Origin of the sequence: Kribbella sp. NPDC003505 (assembly GCF_040610875.1) — a bacterium.
GTDB lineage: Bacteria > Actinomycetota > Actinomycetes > Propionibacteriales > Kribbellaceae > Kribbella.
In genome coordinates, this window is the sequence record NZ_JBEXNA010000007.1 from 1 (window position 1) to 19,755 (window position 19,755).

Below are 19,755 nucleotides of genomic sequence, written 5' to 3' on the forward strand. Positions count from 1 at the left end.
TCCACTCTCGACGAGGTGGAGGCCGAGCTGGCCCGCCGGGAGGCGTACCGGCTGAGCGTGATCGCCGCGATCGAGTCCACCGGGTACGCCGAAGAACTCGGGGCCCGCGACACCGCCGAGCTGCTGCGGTTCCGGTACCGCCTGGACGCTCCGGCCGCCCGCCGCACCCTCCGGCTGGCCCAGACCGCCCCGCACTACCCGGCCGTCTCGGCCGCCCTGGACCGCACGGCCTCCTCCGCCACCACCGACGCACGCACCGACGCCCCCGACGACAGCCGATCCGACGACAGCGGATCCGGCGACAACCAAGCCGATGACAGCGGATCGGGCGACGGCGGATCTGACGGCGGGTGGTTGGTGCGGCCGGCGCAGGCGGCCGCGATCGTGTTCGGGCTGGACCGGGTCCGCTCCCGGGTGCCGGTGGAGCATCTGGACGCGGCCGCGGAGCAGTTGGTCGGGCTGGCCGGTCACCTGTCGCCCGGTGAGCTGCGCACGGCCGCGAAGGAGATCGCCGATCTGCTGGACTCTGACGGCCCCGAACCCGACGAGCACAAGGCGTACGAACGGGAATCGCTGACGCTGTCGGCTGCGGACAACGGGGTGAAGTTCCGGGGCTTCCTGGCCAATGAGAACGCCGAGCTGTTGCGGGCGGTCGTGCATGCCGGTGCCCGCCCGCACAAGACCGTCGACGGCGAACACGACCCGCGGCCGCGTGACAAGCGCCAGGCCGACGCCCTGTCCACCGCCCTGGGCATCGCCGCCGCCGCGTGGGACACCACCGGCCCCACCACCAGCCCCACCACCGGCCCCACACCCGCCCCCGCCACGGGCACCGCGGGTATTGAGGGCGCTGCGGGTACAGGTGGTGCCGCGGGCACCGCGGGCACAGGGGATATGGCAGGCACCGCGGGTGCCGCGGCTTCGGCGGCTGAGAGCGCCGCGGGCACGGGTGGTCGGGTGGCCGGGTATGGCGCGAAGGCGACGATCACGGTCACGATCGACTTCGACGACCTGAAGGCCGCGACCGCGGACGCGGTCGGGCGCACCGTCTACAGCGGCGGGCTGTCCGCCGCCACGATCCGTCGGCTGGCCTGTGACGCGAACATCATCCCGCTGGTGCTGGGCTCGAATTCGGAGCCGCTGGATGTGGGGCGCCGGGTGCGGCTGGTCACCAAGGCGATGCGCCGCGCGCTGGAGGCCCGTGACCGTGGCTGTGTGGTCTGCGGAGCCCCGCCGGTCATGTGCGACGCCCATCACCTGGTCTCCTGGATCGACGGCGGCCACACCAAAGTCTCGAACCTGGCCCTGCTCTGCCGTCGTCACCACACCGACCTGCACAAGGGCCGCTGGCACCTCGCCATCCTCGACGGCATCGTCCGTGTCGCCCGCCCGGCCTGGGCCGAACCCGCACCCACCCCCGCCACCGCGCGACGCACCGCGCCTCCGCGCGCCCGGCCACCAGGCAGCGGGCCAGGCTCACGCGAGTCCGAGCCCACCGAGCCCACCGGGTCGACCGATGCCGCCGGGTCAGCCGGGCCGACCGGTGCCGCCGGGTCCGCCGAGCCGACCGGGCCCACCGGGCCCGCCGAAGCCGACCTGCGGGTGTCCGCTGGCGGCGCGGTGGCGGCCGTCGCCGACCGGTCGCGATGGCGGGCCGACGCGGCTGCGCTCCAGCAAGCGGCCGACTTCGCAGCCACCGGCTGACTTCGCAGCCACCGGCTCAGACCAATGAACACAACAACCTCCTACCCGCAGGCCCGCGGGCAGGAGGCCGCTGTGCTGCGGCGGGTCAGGGGGCCGCGGAAGCTTCCCAGTCGCCTTCGGCTTCGTGCGGCTCGTCTCGTCGCCCACACCGAACCGGTGAGTTTCCGCTCATCGATACCTCAGTCCCGCCTTCAGGCTGCTTCGTCCGGACACCGCGTTCAAGGCGAATGGACGCGCAGCATCTGGTCGAGCAGCGCATGATCGAGCGGTAGATCCGCGACACGAGTGGTGGGCTTCCGAGGTTGATCCTCGGTGCCTACTCGTCGCTGTTGATAGCGGCGATGGGTTCAGTGTCGCGCTCGGGGTAGAGCAGCGCTATGGAGCCTTCGGCCGGCGGGTTGCCGTCGTGCGTGCCGACGAGGCGGATCACTGTGGCGTCGTTGGGCGCGGCGTTTGATCTCCTTGTTGATCCGCTTCAGTGGGTTGGTCGACCAGATCTTGGACCAATGCGCGCCGCGGGAACGCGGTGAAGGCGACGACTTCGGTTTGGCGGCGGCCGGCGAGTTGGTCCCGGACCTGTTCCCGGGCCGCGGTGACGGTCTCGGCGTCGGGTTGGGCGAACACGCTGCGGAACACTGCGGCGGCCATGTCGGCGTGGGTTTGGGCACGTCGACCAGCAGGTTGAGAGCGAAGTACACCCGGCACCGCTGGTGCGCGGTGCCCTGGAAGCAACGCTTCAACGCGGCGACCAGGCCGGCGTACTGGTCGGAGACCACGAGCTGCACCCCGGCCAGGCCCGTTTCTTCAACCCGGCCAGGAAGGCCCGCCAGAACACCTCGTCCTCGCTGTCCCCGACATCCACGCCGAGGATCTTGCGGCCATCGTCGGCGCGGACGCTGGCCACCACCACCCGCCACCGACACCATCCGGGATGCGGTGTTGCGCACGTACCCGCCCAGAACTTCTCACCCTCGGACGCCCGTACCCAGATCCCCAGCGCGTGCTTGATGCCGTCGACCCCGATCGCGATATGTGCGGCCTTGTTCCGCACGTGCGCGCGCCGTCGCGGACCCGGCGCGAGCCCCCGAAGACGCCGGCCTCGCAGGAAAAGCGCTGTGTTCCAGCCAGCGGGGTGCGGAACGCGGTGAACACCTCGTCCAGCCTGGCGCAGATCGCCGACACCTCCGACTTGGAGATACCCGAGTCGATCCCAAACGCGACCACCAGAATCGTCGACGGACCGCGCCGAGACCCCGCACACGTAGGCCTCCATCACAGACAACGCCTTGTCGATCCGCCGCCGGGGTTCGAGGATGACCGGGAAGAGCCTCGCAGCTTCGGGATCCGAAGCTCCGACATCGCCGGCCTGCGCGGCCAGCAACCGGGCGCGACCCATCACCCTCGTGCTGCGCAAACCCCACCACTCGCAGGGACGCTCACAGACGGTCGGCCGGCTGGAGCGCACGCGACGACGGTCTGACCTGAACAGCCCGGTCTCCAACTCGGTGACACGCCTGCGCCCCGCAGACAAAGAGCTGCTCGAGGTTGCCGAACATGCGGCGCAACTTCCGTGCGGGTGGTTGCATCGTGTGAGGTGTGAAGAGCTATCTGAGACGAACCTTCGTCGCGGGGGCAACCACCGTGCTGTTCGGCGGTCTTGCCGTGGCGCCAGCGCGTGCCACGGTGACGGCGCCGGTCGGCACCACCGCCGCCTGTCAGATTCCCGTTGGATCCATCACCAGTGGAGGCGATCTCGCCGACACGACCGTCACCGCGACCACTCCGCCGACGGCCAATCGCACGCCGGGCAGGCACCTGTTCACCCCCGGCATCGCCAAGATCAGCTCGACCTGGACCTACGCGGTCCTCAACCCGGTCGGGTACCGCGACTCCGGGTACGTCGTCCTGAACTCGTCGCTGTACTACGCGGCGTACGGCGAGGACACCGACGGCTCGACGATCAACACGTTGAGCAAGATCGGCGGCGGGTGGGGCAACTTCACCGCGGTCGAGGAGTCGTTCTACTGGGGCAAGACCTTCCGCGGCGCGGTGTACGGCCTGCGCGACGACGGCGTGCTGTTCCGCTGGACCGACGGTTTCCGCAAGGTCAGCTCGTACCCGGGCTTCTCGGCGGTGAAGACGATGACGCTGATCAGCGAGACCGCGACGTACGACACCTTCCTGGCGAACACCCGCGGTGGAGCGCTCTACACGATCCACATCCCGGTGGCGACGCCGATGAAGCCGGTGGTCAAGCAGGTACGCAGCCGCACCTGGCAGGCCTTCGAGCACCTGGTCGCTGACAAGTGCGGCAGCCAGAGCACGCTCCTGACCGCGATCGACAAGGACACAGGCTCGGCGTACCTGTACGCGGTCAGCCACGCGAACGGCGCCTCCACCGTCATCAACAGTCTGGGCAAGGTGCCCGGCACCTTCACCGACCCCACCTACTACCTCAGCACCTACGAAGGAAACGCACCGCTGTTCGGCGAGTGACGAACCACGAAAGGCATATCGATGAAATTCAACCGGGCTTCTGCTGTCACGGCCTCAGCCCTCCTGCTCGGCGGGCTGGCCGCGGCGCCGGCCGGTACGGCGAGCGCCGCGTCCACCGCGACGACCGCCGCCACCGCGGCCTGCTCGATCAACCTCGGCTCGATCACGGCCGCCGGTGACATGGCCAACGCCTCCGTCACCGCCACATCGCCCGCCACCGTCAGGCGATCGACCGGTCCGCACATGTTCTCGCCGGGCCTCGCGAAGCTCGCGTCCACCTGGACCGACTCGCTCGGCGTCGGCGCGGACTACACGGTGTACGGCGACGTGATCGTGAACGGCACGCTGTACGGCGGTTCGTACGGCGTGGACGTCACCGGCAAGCCGTTCACCTCGCTGAAGTCCCGCGGCGGCGGGTACATCGGCTACAAGGCGATCGAGACCTCGTCGTACTGGGGCAAGGTCTTCCGCGGCGCGGAGTACCGGCTGCGCGGCGACGGCGTGCTCTACCGCTACGTCCCGTCCACCCGGGTGATGTCGCGCTGGGCCGGATACTCGGCGGTGAAGACGATGGCGCTGATCAGCGAAACCGCGACGTACGACACCTTCCTGGCCACCACGAACGGCGGCGCGCTCTACACGATCCACATCCCGGTCAGCGGGCAGCCGGTCGTGAAGAAGGTCCGCACGTCGACCTGGCAAGGCTTCGAGTACCTGGTCGCGGAGAAGTGCGGCGCGCAGAGCACGCTGCTCGCCGGGATCGACAAGGACAGCGGCTCGGTGTTCCTGTACGCCGTTGGTCACGCCAACGGCGCCGCGACCGTGATCAAGGGTCTGGGCAAGGTTCCCGGCGACTTCAAGGACCCGGTCTACTTCCTGAACACCGCGGAGGGCAACGCCCCGCTGTTCGGCGAGTGAGGACAGGACGAGGCCCCGGTGACCACCTGGTCACCGGGGCCTCGTCCTGGGTGTTCTAGAAGTCGCCGCCGAAGTCGCCGCCGCCGAAGTCGCCGCCGCCGAAGTCGAAGCCGCCGCCGTCACCGCCGCCGTCACCGCCGTCACCGCCCATGTCGCCGCCGCCGTCGGCCATTCCGTCCTCGTAGCCGGCCGCGTAGTCGCCGTACCCGCCGCCAGCGAACATGCCGCCGAGCGCCGTGCCGATGAACATGCCGGTCAGCACGCCGCCGACGCCGCCGAACAGGCCCTGCGCGTACGGCGAGTAGGCCGGGCCCGCCTCCCAGTACGGAACGCGCTGCGGGCCGACCATGACCTTGCGGACGTCCGGCTCGGCGCCGGCGCGGACCCGCTCGGCGTCGGCGGCACACGCCGGCACCTCTCGCGGGGCGCCGCCTGGCGGCGACCACATCACGTCGACCACCGACGGGCCGTGCTGCGGGTTGAAGAAGCAGGCCGGACGGCGCTGCGGCAGCGGCTCGCCGGCCACGCGGGCCTTCACGCAGGCCGCGGCGTACCGCCCGTCCTCGAGGATCTCGACCACGTGCTTGATCTGGTCGGCCTGGGTGACCTGACCGATCGCCTGCTTGGCGGACTCGTAGGAGTCCAGCGCGCGCTGGTAGTCCTGCCGCGCGCCGTCGCCGAGGTCCTTGCCGACCATCTCGAGGTCGAGGTCCTGCAGCTCTTCGCCGAAGCGGGTGATGTCCTCGTCCGCGGTCCGCTTGACCGCCTCGAGTTCAGCGGCGGTGATCTCGTGCTGCTTCTTGGTCTGCAGCTGGGTCCGGCGGTACGAGCGGTACGCCAGCACCGCGATCACCACGACAGCGATGAGCAGGATGAATTCCATGTCGGGCCTCTTCTCGGGGGCTCTTTGGGAAGAGCCTATCCAACCCCTCAAGACGCCACGCAGGGTGATCGAATCCCCGGAAAGCGGTCACTCGCGGCGCATAATCGAAGTCGCGCCGCCCAGCGTCTGTCCGACCCTGCCGGAAGGTCATCGATGGGCATCACCTTCATGGGCAAGACCGCGCGACTGCTGCCGCTGGTGCTGACCGCGGCCGGATTGGTCCCGCTACCGCACGAAAACCCGTCGCCTGATCCGTCGCGCCAGTCCTACCAGGAGATTCCGCTCGACGGCCTGTCCGTCCGGGCGCAGACCGAACCGTACGGAATGGTCGGCATCACCTGGCCCGGCGGCGTGCGGGACGTGACCGCGAAGGTCCGCGTCGAACGGGACGGGAAGTGGACCGACTGGCAGACCCTGCGGGTCGAGGACGACCACGGCCCGGATCCATCGGCGCCCGAAGGAATTGCGCGGTCCGGTACCGAACCGTTGTGGGTCGCGGACGCCACCGGCGTGCAGGCGAGCGCGGTGACCGGTACCGGCGCCGCGGTGGCCGGTGCGAAGGTGGTGCTGATCCAGCCCGGCGTGCTCGGGTCCGATTCCGAGGACGTCGGCGGCGTCGAGGCGGCGGCCGGCAAGGCTCCGTACCCGATGCCGTTGATGGTGAGCCGGAAACGCTGGGGCGCCGACGAGCGGCTGCGTGCGTACAACGGAGCCTCTTGTGTACGGCCGAAGTACACGACGACCGTGCTGGCGGCGTTCGTGCATCACACCGCCGACCGGAACGACTACACCCGTACGCAGGTCCCGGCGATGGTGCGGGCGATGTACGCGTACCACGTGAAGAGTCGCGGCTGGTGCGACCTCGGGTACAACTTCCTCGTCGACCGTTTCGGCCGGATCTTCGAGGGCCGGTCCGGCGGTGCGCAACTGCCGGTGCTCGGCGCGCACACTGCGTCGTACAACGCGAACTCGTTCGGCGTCGCGGTGATCGGAAACTTCGAGCAGACCGCGCCGCCGGCGGCGATGCTGGAGTCCACGGCGCGCGTGATCGCCTGGAAGCTGGACGCCAACTACCGCTCGCCGCTGGCCACCGTGGTGCTCGACGGAAATCGTCTGCACACGGTTTCCGGGCACCGCGACACGAAGCCGACCGCGTGCCCGGGAACCCAGCTGTACAAGCAGCTCGGCTGGCTGAAGGGGCGCGTGAACACCTTGATGGGCGGGAGTTTCACGACGCCGATCTATGTATTCGCACGGAAACTTGGTTTCCGAAACATCGGACAGCCGTTCTGGGGCGAGCATCCGACGCGGACCGGCCGAGCGGCCTACTTCAGCACTCGGGACGTCTTCTACTCCGTTGCCACCGGCCCGCATTCCACCGCGGGCGCCTTCCGGACCCGCTTCCGGCGGCTCGGGGCCGGGAGTGCGCGGATCGGGCTGCCGATCACCGAGGCGTACCAGGTCGCGGGCGGGGCGCGGCAGAAGTTCCAGCGCGGGTGGCTCGTCTGGGACCGGCGTGACCGGCAGGTTCAGCTCGTCTACGGGAGAGTGTCGTGAGGAAACGTGCGATCGCGGCTGTCGTTCTGTCGTCCACGGTGATCAGCGCGACCGCGCAGGCGCGCGAGGTCGTGCCGGAGGCGGCGCCGGACACGACCATCATGGGTCGCGGCTTCGGGCACGGTCGTGGGCTGTCGCAGTACGGCGCGCAGGGCGCCGCGCTGGCCGGGAAGTCGGCACGGCAGATCCTCGACTTCTATTACCCCGGAACGACCACCGGGAAGGCGATCGGCAGCATCCGGGTCCGGATCAGCGCCGACACCACCGACGGGGTCCGGGTCGGCGCGGTCAACGGGCTGGTGGTCCGCTCGCTGGCCACCGGCAAGATCTATCCGTTGCCGAGAGCATCGACACGGAACCAGTGGTCGATCGACCCGAACGGCGAGCACGGCACGAAACTCAGCTCGTACGACGCGAAGACCCGGAAATGGACGCTCTACAAGACGTTTTCCGCGATGGCGCAGTTCGAGGGCGCCGCCGTGATCGGACTGGTGCTGCCGAGCGGCGCGGTCCGCCGGTACCGCGGCGCACTGCGGGCGATCGACGTGTCCGGGACACACCTGGACACGGTCAACGTGCTGCCGCTCGAGCACTATCTGCGCGGCGTCGTACCGCGGGAGTCTGTCTCGAGCTGGCGGCCGGCCGCGTTGCAGGCGCAATCAGTTGCTGCGCGCACCTATTCGGTCTTCCACCGCGCCCGGGCGGCGCGGAAAGCGTACGACTTGTGCGACACCACGTCCTGCCAGGTCTACGGCGGGTACGACTCGGAGGAGACGTCGACGAACACCGCGATCGCGGCGACCGCCGGCCAGGTCCGGCTCTACCAGGGCAAGCCGATCATCGCGGAGTTCTCCTCGTCGAACGGCGGGGCGACGGCGGCGGGCGACGCGCCGTACCAGGTGACGAAGGTGGACGGCTGGGACGCGTACCCGAAGAACGGGAACCCGAACGTGTCCTGGACCGTGACCCGGACCGCGGCCGAGATGCAGGCGGTGTTCGACGTCGGCGCGATCCGCTACGTCCGGGTCCTGAAACGGACCGGCGTCGGCCCGGGCGGCGGCCGGGCGCTCACCGTCGAGGCCGCCGGATCGCGCGGAAAACGTGTTCTCACCGCCGACCAGGTCCGGATCCGGCTGCACCTGCGATCCGCGTGGATCAGTTTCCCGGCCCGCACTTCTTGATATACCAACCGGTGACTCCTTTGGGTGGTGGCTGAGGCATTGACGAGGCATCCATGCGCCGGTTAGAACATGACATCGCTGTCAATCACCGCCCAAGAGGAGCAGGTCGATGCGCAGGAAAATTGGTATATCAACTCGTCTGGCCGCTGGAGTGCTCGCGGTCGCGGTCCTCGGATCGCTGAACATGACCACGGCCAGCGCCGGTGCGGCCGGGACCGACCCGACCGCCGCCGCGCGGGCGCGCGCGTCGTACGACGCGATCAACACCTACTTCGACGCCGGGAAGGGGTTGCTGCTCGAGGACTACCCCAGGACCGGGTCGAACCCGTACTCGTACGTCTGGCCGTACTCGCAGGCGGCGATCGCGGCCGAGAACCTCGCGGGTGTGCCGGGTGCCGGCCGCGCGGGTTCCGCGGAGGCCGACCGGCGCCTCGCGGCGTACGAGTTCTACTGGAACGCCGGCACGACGCCGACCGGCTACGACTCCTACGTCCGGCCGCCGAACGGGCAGGGCGGGGACAAGTTCTACGACGACAACGAGTGGATCGGGCTGAACCTGATCCAGCGGTTCAAGCGGACTGGTGACCGCGCTGCACTCGCTCGGGCGAAGGACATCTTCGCGCTCGTCGTGCACGGCTGGGACACCGACCCGGCGCACCCGTGCGCGGGCGGCGTGTACTGGACCCAGGCGCCGTGGAGCCAGGACCGCAACACGGTGTCGAACGGTCCGGGCGCCGAGCTCGGGGCGCACCTGTACCTGCTGACCCGGGACAAGTCGTACCTGACCTGGGCGCAGCGGATGTACCAGTGGGCGCAGACCTGCATGCTCGCGCCGAACGGGCTGTACTGGGACCACATCGACCTGGCCGGCAACATCGAGAAGACTCAGTGGAGCTACAACCAGGGCGTGATGCTCGGCGCCGGCGTCCTGTTGTTCAAGGCAACGGGTGACGCCCGCTACCTGCGCGACGCGAAGTCGGTCGCGAACGCGTCCCTGGCGTTCTACGACACGCCGGAGATCCTCGCCAAGAACGGCGCCGCGTTCAACTCGATCTGGTTCAAGAACCTGCTGATCCTGGACTCGGTCGCGCCGGATCCGCGCTACCGCAAGGCGATGCAGTCCTACGCCGACTACAACTGGAACACCACCCGGGACCCCGCCACGAACCTCTACAAGTTCCACGACGGCTCGGTGGAACTGCTGCAGCAGTCGGGCATCACGCAGATCCACGCCCTGCTGGCCTGGCCGCGCTCGCAGTACCACCTGCTCGCCTGACGCCTCTCGCACAAAAGCGCGCCGCCCGGCCCTGGAACTCGGGGACGGGCGGCGCGGTTTTCTTGTCAGGCTGCCGCCGTGGCCGACTTGATGTCGACCGGCGTGACCGGAGTGCCGTCCTGCGGGCCGTTCTGCGGGATGACACCGGCCTGGGCGACCTTGTCGATCAGCTTCAGGCTCGCCTCGTCGATCGTCCCGAACGCCGTGTACTGCGGGGTCAGGCCCGAGGCGTCGCCGTACACGATGAAGAACTGGCTGCCGTTCGTGTTGGCGCCCGAGTTCGCCATCGCGAGGATGCCGCGGCCGTACTTCAGCGTCGGGTAGACCTCGTCGGCGAAGCTGTACCCGGGCCCGCCCGAGCCGGTTCCGGTCGGGTCGCCGCACTGCAGCACCTGCAGGCCCTCGCCGACCGTGAGCCGATGACACTTGGTGTTGTCGAAGTACTTCTGCCCGACCAGGCTGAGGAAGTTCTTCACGGTGCACGGCGCCAGCGCGCTGTCCAGTGTGAGCTGCAGGTCGCCGATCGAGGTGTTCAGGCTGACGTTCGACGTCCCCGATGCCTTGGTCTTGCCATCCGCCGGCGGCTCGACCTTCTTCGCGGCCGCCTCGCCGGTCTTCTTGTACGTGCAGCTCACCTCGGCCGGGAGCGGAGTCTCCCGCTTGGGCGCCGCCGCCATCGCGGTCGGGATGCTGGCCGGCTTGTTCTCCGGGGCGACGGAGGGCGTCGCGGCCGGCTCGTCGTCACCGCCGACCCCGAACACCACGAAGACCCCCACGAGGACCGCGACCACCACTGCGATCGCGGACACGGTGATCCCCAGATTCCGCCGCTGCCGCCGCCGCTCGGCCTCCCGCTCCGCCTGCCGCCGAGCCTTCCGCGCCGCCAACTGCTGCTCATGGGTCTTCTTGGACATGCAGTAACCCTCCTCACCGAAACGCCTGGAGGGAACCTACAGCGAAAACCTGAGAACTGTCTGTCAATCCACGCCAAGCTGATCACCCGCGGCCGGCGGACCGGTACATCCACCAATTCACAACGATCCCCCGTCCCGTGTTAGCCGGTCACCCCACCGCCACACCTGCCCGGCCGGCCTCCTGCGAGGCGCGCCGGCCGTGGTGAAGCCCGTAGTGATCGGCGGAGGGACTGTGCCGATGCAGGGTGTCCTCGGTCGACGCGGCCGTGTGGGCACGGGGAGTTGGGGGGAGGATCCGCGCCGCGGCTGGCTCGGTGGGGGTGAACAGGGGATCGGGTCTGGGAACAGGTAATAGCTTGTTCACAGTCCCTAGGAGGTGTCGCCGGACGCGATGCGTGGGTCGGGGACGAGAACCCTGGATGCGAGCATCGATTACGAGCCTTACAAGGCAACCAGAGCGTTCTGGGAGCGAATGGGCTTCTTGCAGATCGACACGATCGACCCGCTACCAGGCTGGACCCCGGGGAACCCGGCGGCGATCTACGTTGCCGTCACCGATGCGTGGCCCGGGCGAGGGTAGGGCGCGCGGCGGTGTTCTTCAGAGGGCGTGTCCTTGGTCAAGGGCGGGTGGGGGAGCCGGCACCCCAGACGAAGCAGAATTCGTTGCCTTCCGGGTCTCGCATGACTTGCCAGAGGTCGCCGTCGTAGATGTCGTCGGCGCGGGTGGCGCCGAGGCGGAGGGCGTTGGCGATCGCCTGGTCCTTGCGGTCGGGTGGGACGTACAGGTCGAGGTGCACGCGGTTCTTGCGGACCTGCTTGCCCTCGGGGACCTGGGCGAAGTCCAGGCGGACGCGACCGCCGTGCAGTTCGATCACGCCGTCCCCCGGGCGCAGTTCACCGCCGAGCAGCGACTGCCAGAACTGCCCGAGCCCGTCCGGATCCTCGCAGTCGAACGCGACCGCGTCGATCACCGGCACCGGCTCGGGCGCCGCTCCCGCCTCCGGCACGGGTCAGTCCTTGATCTCGCAGATGGCCGCGCCGGCGGTGACGGTGGCGCCGACCTCGGCGGTGAGGCCGGTGACGATGCCGGACTTGTGGGCGTTGAGCGGCTGCTCCATCTTCATCGCCTCGAGCACGACGATCAGGTCGCCCTCGGTGACCGTGGCGCCTTCCTCGACGGCGATCTTGACGATCGTGCCCTGCATCGGCGACGTCAGCGAGTCGCCGGAGGCGGCCGAGTTCTTCGTACCGCCCGCGCGCCGCGCCGGCTTCTTCTTCGACCCGGCGGCGGCCGTGGCTGCGCCGACCGCACCGAGCCCGGCGGGGAGGACCACCTCGAGTCGCTTGCCGCCGACCTCGACGGTCACCTTCTCGCGCTCGGCGTCGGACGGCGCCTCGGCGGTCGGGCCCTCGTACGGCGTGAGCTGGTTGTCGTACTCGGTCTCGATCCACCGGGTGTGCACCGTGAACCCGTCGGTGCCGACGAACGCCGGGTCGGACACCACCGACGCGTGGAACGGGATCACGGTCGGCATGCCCTCGACGACGAACTCACGCAGTGCCCGCCGCGACCGCTCCAGCGCCTGCGTGCGGTCCCGCCCGGTGACGATCAGCTTCGCGACCAGCGAGTCGAACGCGCCCGGCACCGTCTCGCCCTGGTCGTACCCGCCGTCGAGGCGCACCCCCGGACCGGACGGCGCGTGCCACCGGGTCAGCGTCCCGGGAGCGGGCAGGAATCCGCGCCCGCCGTCCTCGGCGTTGATCCGGAACTCGATCGAGTGGCCGGACACGACCGGGTCGTCGTACCCGAGCTCCTCGCCCTGGGCGATCCGGAACATCTCGCGGACCAGGTCCAGACCGGTGACCTCCTCGGAGACCGGGTGCTCGACCTGCAGCCGGGTGTTCACCTCGAGGAACGAGATCATCCCGTCCTGCCCGACCAGGAACTCGCACGTCCCGGCGCCGACGTACCCGGCCTCGCGGAGGATCTTCTTCGACGACGAGTACAAGATCTCCAGCTGCTCGCCGGACAGGAACGGCGCCGGGGCCTCCTCGACCAGCTTCTGGTACCGGCGCTGCAGCGAACAGTCCCGCGTCGACACCACGACAACGTTGCCGTGGGCATCGGCCAGGCACTGGGTCTCGACGTGCCGCGGCTTGTCCAGGTACCGCTCGACGAAGCACTCGCCGCGCCCGAACGCGCTGACCGCCTCGCGCGTCGCCGACTCGAACAGCTCGGGGATCTCGTCCAGCGTCCGCGCGACCTTCATGCCGCGCCCACCGCCGCCGTACGCCGCCTTGATCGCGATCGGCAGACCGTACTGCTCCGCGAACGCGACGACCTCGGAGGCGTCGGCGACCGGATCCGGCGTCCCCGGGACCTGCGGCGCGCCGACCTTCTCCGCGATGTGCCGCGCCTTGACCTTGTCGCCCAGCGAGTCGATCGCCGACGGCGGCGGCCCGATCCAGATCAGGCCGGCGTCGATCACGGCCTGCGCGAACTCGGCGTTCTCGGCCAGGAACCCGTAGCCCGGGTGCACGGCGTCGGCGCCCGAGCGGGCGGCCACGTCGAGGATCTTGGCGATGTTCAGGTAGGAGTCGGCCGGTGTCGACCCGTCCAGCGCGTACGCCTCGTCGGCGAGCCGGACGAACAGCGCGTCGCGGTCCTGGTCGGCGTACAGGGCGACACTGCTCAGCCCCGCGTCGGCGGCGGCCCGGACGACCCGGACGGCGATCTCGCCCCGGTTGGCGACCAGCACCTTGGTGATCTGCTTGCTGTCGGTCACAGCTGACTCCCTTCGGTGGCCCGAGTCTAGGGTCAAGCGGCCGTCCTGGGGGCAGGGTGTTGCTCACACCACGGTCACAGTGCGGCGGGTTGTTTCTCGAAGAAGGTTTCCAGCACCACGATTGTCTGAGTGCTGGTCACCCCGTCCACTTGATGGAGCGCGCGCAGGGTCGCCTGCAGGTCCTCGGTGGTCGCCGTGCGGACCTTCACCAGCACCGACGCGGGGCCGGCGATGATGTGCGCCTCCTCGACGGCGGGGATCGTCCGCAACGCCTGCAGTGTCGGCTCGTCGCCCATCCAGGCGCCGGCGTCGAGCAGGACGAACGCCAGCACGCCGAGCCCGACCGCGGCCGGGTCGACGTCGACCGTCGTCCGCCGGATCACACCGGCCGCCTTGAGTTTCCGGACCCGTTCGTGGGCGGACCCGGCGGACAGCCCGACCGCCTGGCCGAGCGCGGCGTACGACTGGCCGGCGTCGTCCTGCAGCGCGGCGAGCAGGCCACGGTCCACATCATCTATTGTCATATCGGTCACAAGCCAAATCTCGTTCTGTCCGAATTGTCAGCAACAGGATAGCGTTCGGTTCATGACGATCACGATCAACGCCGCGCCGCGGCGGCTGCGGGCCGACCTGGTGGTGCTCGACGACCGTTTCCGCGCGATCGCCGGCGACGAGTACCTCGAATGCCTGTACGACGGGGGCCGCTGGCTCGAGGGACCGGCGTACTCGCCGGCCTGGCGCTGCCTGGTGGTCAGCGACATCCCGAACGACCGGATGCTCCGCTGGGACGAAAGCTCCGGTCACGTCAGCGTGTTCCGGGAGCCGTCCGGCTACGTCAACGGCAACACGATCGACCGCGCCGGCCGCCTGATCAGCTGCTCTCAGGGCGACCGCCAGGTGGTGCGGACCGAGCACGACGGCCGCCGTACGGTGCTCGCCTCACACTTCGAGGGCCGCAGACTCAACAGCCCGAACGACGTCGTCGAGCACAGCGACGGGTCGATCTGGTTCACCGACCCGCCGTACGGGATCACCTCGAGCTACGAGGGTCACGCCGCCGAGCAGGAGATCGACGGGTGCCACGTCTACCGGATCGGGCCGGACGGCACGCTGAGCGTCGTCGCGGACGACTTCGTCCGGCCGAACGGACTGGCGTTCTCGAACGACGAGTCCCGGCTGTATGTCGTCGACACGCCCGCCAAGCACATCCGGCGGTTCGACGTCGACGGCGACAAGTTGATCGGCGGCGAGGTGTTCGCGCCGTGCGAGGCCGGCATGTTCGACGGGATCCGGCTGGACAGCGCCGGCCGGGTCTGGGCGGCGACCCACGAAGGGGTGCACTGCTTCGACCCGGACGGCACGCTGATCGGCAAGCTGCTGCTGCCGGACGTCGTCTCCAACCTGACCTTCGGCGGCCCGAAAGGAAACCGCCTGTTCATCACCGCGACCACGACCGTGTGGTCGTGGCTGACGACCGCCTGTGGACAGCCGGGAGCGAACCGCGCCGCGACCGCATAGGCTCGGCGGCGGGCGTTTGCAGCCGAGTTCGCGAGGAGTCGTGATGACGGGAATTCTCGAGCCGTTGGCAGGGACCGCACCGGCCGTCTGGGAGAAGCTGGACGACCGGTTCGCCGGGATCCGCGGCGACAGCCGGCTCGAGCGGCTGTGGACCGGCGGCCGCTGGGTCGAGGGCCCGGTGTACTCGGCTGCCGGCCGCTACCTGCTCTGGAGCGACATCCCGAACGACCGGATCCTGCGCTGGGACGAGACGTCGTACCAGGTTTCCGTTTTCCGGCACCCGGCCGGAAACACGAACGGGCACACCCGCGACACCGAGGGCCGGCTGGTGAGCTGCGAGCACGGCAACCGCCGTGTGACCAGGACCGAGCACCACGGCGGTATCACCGTGCTCGCCCATGAGTACGACGGAAAACGTTTGAACAGCCCGAACGACGTAGTGGTCAAGCGCGACGGATCGGTCTGGTTCACGGACCCGGCGTACGGCATCGACAGCGACTACGAGGGGTACCAAGGCGCGATCGAGACCGGCGGGTGCCACGTCTACCGGGTCTCGCCGAACGGTGTGCTGACCCGCGTCGCCGACGACTTCAACCGGCCGAACGGGCTCGCCTTCTCGGTCGACGAGTCGTTGCTCTACATCACCGATTCGGAGGAGGCGACGATCCGCGTCTTCACCGTCGACGGTGACAAACTGAGCGGCGGCGAACTGTTCGCCGAGTGCGGCAACGGCATCTTCGACGGCATCCGCCTCGACACCCAGGGCCGCATCTGGGCCTCGGCCGCGGACGGCGTCCACATCTATCACCCCGACGGCACGCTGCTCGGCAAGCTCCTGGTCCCCGAGACCGTCAGCAACCTGACCTGGGGCGGCCCCAAGCGCAACCGCCTGTTCCTCACCGCGACCACCTCGGTCTACTCGCTCTTCACCACCGCCAACGGAGCCCCGGAGGCCTACGGCCCGGCCCGGTAATTCGGTCGCTCACCGACCCGTGGCTGCGTGATGATGGCCTGCTGACCTGATCCAAGGAGGACTGGTGAGCATGATTCCGGAACATCTCCGGGTGGTGGCGGACAACGTGGTGGCCGAGGCGGAGCGGGACCCGCGGGTGCTGGCGGTGCTGGCCGGCGGATCAGTCGCCACCGGCACCAGTGACGAGCACTCCGATCTCGACCTGGTGCTGGTGTGTACGGCGGAAGGCCAGCCCACGTGCCTCGCCGAGGCGAAGGAGTTCGCGGGCCGGGTCGGTCCGCTGCTGACGAGTTTCACCGGTGAGCACGTCGGCGAGCCGCGGCTGCTGATCGCGCTCTACGGGCCGCCGCTGCTGCATGTCGACCTCAAGTTCGTCACACCGGACGGCCTGCGGACGCGGGTCGAGGACGGCGTCGTCCTGTGGCAGCGGGACGGGACCGTCGACCGGATCCGGCAGGAAGGCGCGCCGGCCTGGCCGCAACCGGATCCGCAGTGGATCGAGGACCGGTTCTGGTGCTGGGTGCATTACACGGCCGTCAAGATCGCGCGCGGGGAACTGTTCGAGGCGATCGGGGCCCTCGATACGCTCCGCTCGGCAGCGATCGCGCCACTGGCCACGCTCGGCCGGACGGCGAGACCGGCCGGTGTCCGGCGGTTCGAGACGCTGGCGCCCGACCTCGTGCCGGAGTTGCGTGCCACGCTCGCAGACGCGGATCCCGAGGACTGTCTGCGCGCGCTCCGCGCAGCCGTCGACGTCTATCGCAAGGTCCGCGAGGGCGTCGAGGTGGTCCGGCGGACCGCGGCCGAGGAAGCAGTGGTCGACTTCCTCGGACACTGACCCGCCATTGAATCGGTCTGGTCAGTTCCTCCGGCCGGACCGGTTCGCCACTCGCGCGGAGACCCGCCCGAGCGCGGGCATGACGAGGTTCGTCATAGCGGTCACAAGGACACCGCTGATCAACAACGCCCGCACCGCCACCGGCAGAGATTCCAGCCAGGGGCCGGCGACCAGCAGCAGTACCGTCACGATCAAGTAGGCAGCCAGCCAGGCCAACAGCGTTACGGCGATCCGGCCCCCGACCCGCCGGCCCGGTACGACCTGTGAAGTGTTCATGGCCAAGACGCTACGAGTAACCAGGTCGATAAGTCCAAGACCTGTTGCTGCTGGTCATCATAGGATCTGCTTATGGAACTTCGGCAGCTGGCCTACTTCCTCGCCGTCGCGGAGGAACGCAACTTCACCCGCGCGGCCGAGCGGGTAGCGATCGCCCAACCGGCGATCAGCCAGCAGATCCAGCGCCTCGAAGCAGAGCTGAAGGAACGGCTGTTCGTCCGGGACCGACGAGCCGTGACGCTGACCCCGGCCGGTGAGGCGTTGCTGCCGCACGCCCGTTCGCTGCTCCTCGGCGCGGATCGCGCCCGAGAGGCGGTCGCGGAGTTGTCCGGCCTGATCACCGGCCGGCTCGCGATCGGTCTGGTGCAGCCGTTGCCGGATCGCCGGATCATCGGGCTGCTCGGCGCGTTCCACCGGGATCACCCGGCGATCGAGTTGTCCGTTGCCGAAGGCGAGACCGACGGGCTGCTCGACGGTGTGCGGGCGGGTCGGCTCGACGTCGCCCTGATCGGCCTCGGTCCGTACGACGATCGGCCGGGCGACCTGCGAGCCCTGGTGATGGACCGCGAACCCGTCGTCGTCGCGCTGCACCCGTCCAGCCCCCTCGCGCGCCGTCGTACGGTCGAGCTGGCGGCCTTGCGTGACGAGCCGATGGTCACGCTGACTCACGCCAGCAAACTCCGCACGACCCTGGAGGCCGCCTGCCGGACGGCGGGGTTCGCGCCCCGGATCGTCGCCGAGAGCAGCGATCTCGGGGTTGTCGTCGCGCTGGCCGCCGAGCAGGTCGGCGTGGCCGTCCTGCCGCGGTCGGCACTCGACGGCTCCACCGGTGTCGTCCGGCGGCGGCTCACCGCGCCGGCACTGGAGCGCCGGCTGCTGCTGATCTCGCCGGCTTCCGGCGCCTCGCCGGCGGGTCGCGCATTCGACGCGCTGGCCCGCCGGCGGTTTCCGGCGATGTCTAGAGCTTCTTCGCCTGGTCGATGATCGTGAAGACGGCCAGGAAGCCGAAGGCCAGGAACGAGAACCACAGGACCGCCGAGCGCCAGGTGGTGATCCGGATGGCGTGCGGGAGGGCTCTGGAGTTCATCCACCACAGCAGCCCGGAGTACACGAACATCATGGTGCCGGCGGTGCAGGCCGAGATCACCAGCAGGACCAGCGGCTGGGTGAGGCCGGCCAGCAGGACGATGATGCCGAAGGCAACAAGTCCCCAGACCAGCCAGAAGTACAGCTTCGACTCGGTGACGGCCGAGTCGCGCAGGTACCGGGCCTTGACCATGTCGGCCGCCAGCCGGGACGTGTAGTCGACGATGCCGGCCGCGGCGGCGAACAGCGCGAACGCGCCGATCGCCCAGAACAGGTACCCGAACCAGCCGCCGACGATCGTCTGCAGCGTCGTGCCCTCGACCTTCAGGAAGCTGATGCTGTTCTTCACGGCGTCGTTCCCGAACAGCGTGGCGTGCGCGAGCATCGACGTGAACACGATCGTCACCACGGTGATCGCCACGAAGGTCAGGGCCTGCTCGAGGTTCGCGAACTTCCACCAGCGCCGCCAGCGCGCCAGGTTCGCGTCGTTCGGCTCGAACGTGTACCCGTTGGCGGTCGGGTCGGCCTCGGTCTCGCCGGTCACCGGCGACGTCAGCCGCGGCACGTGCACGCCCATCCCGAAGCCCTTGTCGCGGATCCAGTTGCTCTGCACGAGGTTCTGCCCGCCGCCCGCGCCGGCGTACGCGATCGCGCCCATCACCAGCGCGAACCCGAGCTGCTCGGCCGGGAACTGCGGCTGCGTCACCGCGTCCCCGAGCGCGCTGTACGTCTTGCCCCGGATCGCGAACACCAGCGCCAGTACGACGAGCAGCGCGACGGCCGCGATCTTCACCGCGATCAGCCGCTCCAGCATCACGTACACGACCGGCGCCAGGGTCAGGATCGCCCCGATCACCACCAGCATCCCGATCGCGATCCAGCGCGGGTCGCCGCCGCCGAACAAGTACGTCAGCATGCTCGCCGAGCTCGTCGCCCAGCCGGGCCAGAGGTTCGCGAAATACGTCATGATCGCGAAGAACAGACCCCAGTGCTTCCCGTACCGGTTGAAGCCGGTCAACGCTGTCTCACCAGTTGCCAGCGTGTACCGCTCGATCTCCATGTTCAGGAACCACTGGACCACCACGCCGACCACGGCGCCCCAGAGGAACACCAGGCCGACCTGGCTGGAGATGTAGGGCCAGAGGATGAACTCGCCCGAGGCCAGCCCGACGCCGGCGCCGACCATGCCCGGGCCGATGATCTTCCAGGTCTTGCTGGGCGGCTCGGGAAGGTCGCGAACCTGCGGTGCGGGCAGGTTCTTGGTGGGCAGTGCGAATCTGCCGTGGTCAGTCGACTTGGTGTCTGCCATTGAGGCTCCTCACGGTCTCGAATATCACCGAGTCTCGACC

The 19,755-nt window shown here is 69.3% G+C and carries 17 protein-coding genes and 3 pseudogenes; 10 read left to right on the forward strand and 10 right to left on the reverse strand.

The genetic code is table 11. The annotated features are described in order from the left end of the window. Nucleotides 1-1,704, forward strand: a 1,704-nt coding sequence (locus ABZX12_RS23925; RefSeq protein WP_355696409.1) for a DUF222 domain-containing protein, incomplete at its 5' end; no start/stop codon positions are given. Nucleotides 1,705-2,020: 316 nt separating this feature from the next. Here the strand turns inward: ABZX12_RS23925 and ABZX12_RS23930 are convergent. From ABZX12_RS23930 to ABZX12_RS23940, 3 pseudogenes are all read right to left on the reverse strand, one after another. Then, a pseudogene (locus ABZX12_RS23930) lies at nucleotides 2,021-2,614 on the reverse strand (transposase); the annotation flags it as partial. 30 nt (nucleotides 2,615-2,644) lie between these two features. Beyond that, nucleotides 2,645-2,758 (reverse strand): annotated as a pseudogene (locus tag ABZX12_RS23935) (transposase); the annotation flags it as partial. A 101-nt stretch (nucleotides 2,759-2,859) separates the two neighbouring features. Then, nucleotides 2,860-3,028 (reverse strand): annotated as a pseudogene (locus tag ABZX12_RS23940) (transposase); the annotation flags it as partial. Nucleotides 3,029-3,300: 272 nt separating this feature from the next. Between ABZX12_RS23940 and ABZX12_RS23945 the strand changes: the two are divergent. Beyond that, nucleotides 3,301-4,200, forward strand: coding sequence for a hypothetical protein (locus tag ABZX12_RS23945; RefSeq protein ID WP_355696411.1), 900 nt, complete (start codon nucleotides 3,301-3,303; stop codon nucleotides 4,198-4,200). Nucleotides 4,201-4,221: 21 nt separating this feature from the next. Next, entirely contained in the window at nucleotides 4,222-5,118 is an 897-nt protein-coding gene (locus ABZX12_RS23950) for a hypothetical protein (RefSeq protein ID WP_355696413.1), read from the forward strand. A 55-nt stretch (nucleotides 5,119-5,173) separates the two neighbouring features. Here ABZX12_RS23950 and ABZX12_RS23955 read toward each other — a convergent pair whose 3' ends face one another. Further along, complete coding sequence (locus tag ABZX12_RS23955) at nucleotides 5,174-6,001, reverse strand: hypothetical protein (RefSeq protein WP_355696415.1); 828 nt, start codon at nucleotides 5,999-6,001, stop codon at nucleotides 5,174-5,176. Nucleotides 6,002-6,154: 153 nt separating this feature from the next. On the opposite strand from ABZX12_RS23955, the gene ABZX12_RS23960 reads away from it, so the two are divergent. From ABZX12_RS23960 to ABZX12_RS23970, 3 genes are all read left to right on the forward strand, one after another. After that, nucleotides 6,155-7,558: a peptidoglycan recognition protein gene (locus tag ABZX12_RS23960; RefSeq protein ID WP_355696417.1), complete on the forward strand. Its 1,404-nt coding sequence runs from the start codon at nucleotides 6,155-6,157 to the stop codon at nucleotides 7,556-7,558. Then, nucleotides 7,555-8,739 (forward strand): SpoIID/LytB domain-containing protein, encoded by a 1,185-nt coding sequence (locus ABZX12_RS23965; RefSeq protein WP_355696419.1) that lies wholly within the window; start codon nucleotides 7,555-7,557, stop codon nucleotides 8,737-8,739. The genes ABZX12_RS23960 and ABZX12_RS23965 overlap by 4 nt, the downstream gene beginning before the upstream one ends. 184 nt (nucleotides 8,740-8,923) lie before the next feature. Then, on the forward strand, nucleotides 8,924-10,015 hold the full coding sequence (locus tag ABZX12_RS23970; protein WP_355696421.1) for a glycoside hydrolase family 76 protein: 1,092 nt from the start codon (nucleotides 8,924-8,926) through the stop codon (nucleotides 10,013-10,015). A gap of 65 nt (nucleotides 10,016-10,080) precedes the next feature. Here the strand turns inward: ABZX12_RS23970 and ABZX12_RS23975 are convergent, their stop codons facing one another. From ABZX12_RS23975 to ABZX12_RS23990, 4 genes are all read right to left on the reverse strand, one after another. After that, a complete protein-coding gene (locus tag ABZX12_RS23975; RefSeq protein WP_355696423.1) occupies nucleotides 10,081-10,929 on the reverse strand; it encodes a peptidylprolyl isomerase in 849 nt (282 codons plus the stop codon). Between the two features lie 617 nt (nucleotides 10,930-11,546). Then, nucleotides 11,547-11,936: a VOC family protein gene (locus ABZX12_RS23980; RefSeq protein ID WP_355696424.1), complete on the reverse strand. Its 390-nt coding sequence runs from the start codon at nucleotides 11,934-11,936 to the stop codon at nucleotides 11,547-11,549. Nucleotides 11,937-11,939: 3 nt separating this feature from the next. Beyond that, nucleotides 11,940-13,715 carry a biotin carboxylase N-terminal domain-containing protein gene (locus ABZX12_RS23985; protein ID WP_355696426.1) on the reverse strand — a complete coding sequence of 592 codons (1,776 nt, stop codon included), beginning with the start codon at nucleotides 13,713-13,715 and terminating at the stop codon, nucleotides 11,940-11,942. 74 nt (nucleotides 13,716-13,789) lie between these two features. After that, nucleotides 13,790-14,224: an Lrp/AsnC family transcriptional regulator gene (locus ABZX12_RS23990; RefSeq protein ID WP_355696428.1), complete on the reverse strand. Its 435-nt coding sequence runs from the start codon at nucleotides 14,222-14,224 to the stop codon at nucleotides 13,790-13,792. 76 nt (nucleotides 14,225-14,300) lie between these two features. On the opposite strand from ABZX12_RS23990, the gene ABZX12_RS23995 reads away from it, so the two are divergent. From ABZX12_RS23995 to ABZX12_RS24005, 3 genes are all read left to right on the forward strand, one after another. After that, a complete protein-coding gene (locus ABZX12_RS23995; protein WP_355696430.1) occupies nucleotides 14,301-15,233 on the forward strand; it encodes an SMP-30/gluconolactonase/LRE family protein in 933 nt (310 codons plus the stop codon). Between the two features lie 43 nt (nucleotides 15,234-15,276). After that, a complete protein-coding gene (locus ABZX12_RS24000; RefSeq protein WP_355696432.1) occupies nucleotides 15,277-16,206 on the forward strand; it encodes an SMP-30/gluconolactonase/LRE family protein in 930 nt (309 codons plus the stop codon). 64 nt (nucleotides 16,207-16,270) lie between these two features. After that, on the forward strand, nucleotides 16,271-17,044 hold the full coding sequence (locus tag ABZX12_RS24005; protein WP_355696433.1) for a hypothetical protein: 774 nt from the start codon (nucleotides 16,271-16,273) through the stop codon (nucleotides 17,042-17,044). Nucleotides 17,045-17,065: 21 nt separating this feature from the next. Here ABZX12_RS24005 and ABZX12_RS24010 read toward each other — a convergent pair whose 3' ends face one another. Then, nucleotides 17,066-17,320 carry a hypothetical protein gene (locus ABZX12_RS24010; protein ID WP_355696435.1) on the reverse strand — a complete coding sequence of 85 codons (255 nt, stop codon included), beginning with the start codon at nucleotides 17,318-17,320 and terminating at the stop codon, nucleotides 17,066-17,068. A 72-nt stretch (nucleotides 17,321-17,392) separates the two neighbouring features. Between ABZX12_RS24010 and ABZX12_RS24015 the strand changes: the two genes are divergently transcribed. Further along, a complete protein-coding gene (locus ABZX12_RS24015) occupies nucleotides 17,393-18,304 on the forward strand; it encodes a LysR family transcriptional regulator (RefSeq protein WP_355696437.1) in 912 nt (303 codons plus the stop codon). Here ABZX12_RS24015 and ABZX12_RS24020 read toward each other — a convergent pair. Further along, complete coding sequence (locus tag ABZX12_RS24020) at nucleotides 18,279-19,715, reverse strand: Nramp family divalent metal transporter (protein ID WP_355696439.1); 1,437 nt, start codon at nucleotides 19,713-19,715, stop codon at nucleotides 18,279-18,281. The genes ABZX12_RS24015 and ABZX12_RS24020 overlap by 26 nt on opposite strands. Nucleotides 19,716-19,755 lie beyond the last annotated feature (40 nt).

Excerpts from the sequence above, each read along its gene's own strand:
- ABZX12_RS24020 (WP_355696439.1), bottom strand. The coding sequence starts at position 19,715 with ATGGCAGACACCAAGTCGACTGACCACGGCAGATTCGCACTGCCCACC.
- ABZX12_RS23975 (WP_355696423.1), bottom strand. The coding sequence starts at position 10,929 with ATGTCCAAGAAGACCCATGAGCAGCAGTTGGCGGCGCGGAAGGCTCGG.
- ABZX12_RS23995 (WP_355696430.1), top strand. The coding sequence starts at position 14,301 with ATGACGATCACGATCAACGCCGCGCCGCGGCGGCTGCGGGCCGACCTG.
- ABZX12_RS23955 (WP_355696415.1), bottom strand. The coding sequence starts at position 6,001 with ATGGAATTCATCCTGCTCATCGCTGTCGTGGTGATCGCGGTGCTGGCG.
- ABZX12_RS23950 (WP_355696413.1), top strand. The coding sequence starts at position 4,222 with ATGAAATTCAACCGGGCTTCTGCTGTCACGGCCTCAGCCCTCCTGCTC.
- ABZX12_RS24010 (WP_355696435.1), bottom strand. The coding sequence starts at position 17,320 with ATGAACACTTCACAGGTCGTACCGGGCCGGCGGGTCGGGGGCCGGATC.
- ABZX12_RS24000 (WP_355696432.1), top strand. The coding sequence starts at position 15,277 with ATGACGGGAATTCTCGAGCCGTTGGCAGGGACCGCACCGGCCGTCTGG.
- ABZX12_RS23960 (WP_355696417.1), top strand. The coding sequence starts at position 6,155 with ATGGGCATCACCTTCATGGGCAAGACCGCGCGACTGCTGCCGCTGGTG.
- ABZX12_RS24015 (WP_355696437.1), top strand. The coding sequence starts at position 17,393 with ATGGAACTTCGGCAGCTGGCCTACTTCCTCGCCGTCGCGGAGGAACGC.
- ABZX12_RS23970 (WP_355696421.1), top strand. The coding sequence starts at position 8,924 with ATGACCACGGCCAGCGCCGGTGCGGCCGGGACCGACCCGACCGCCGCC.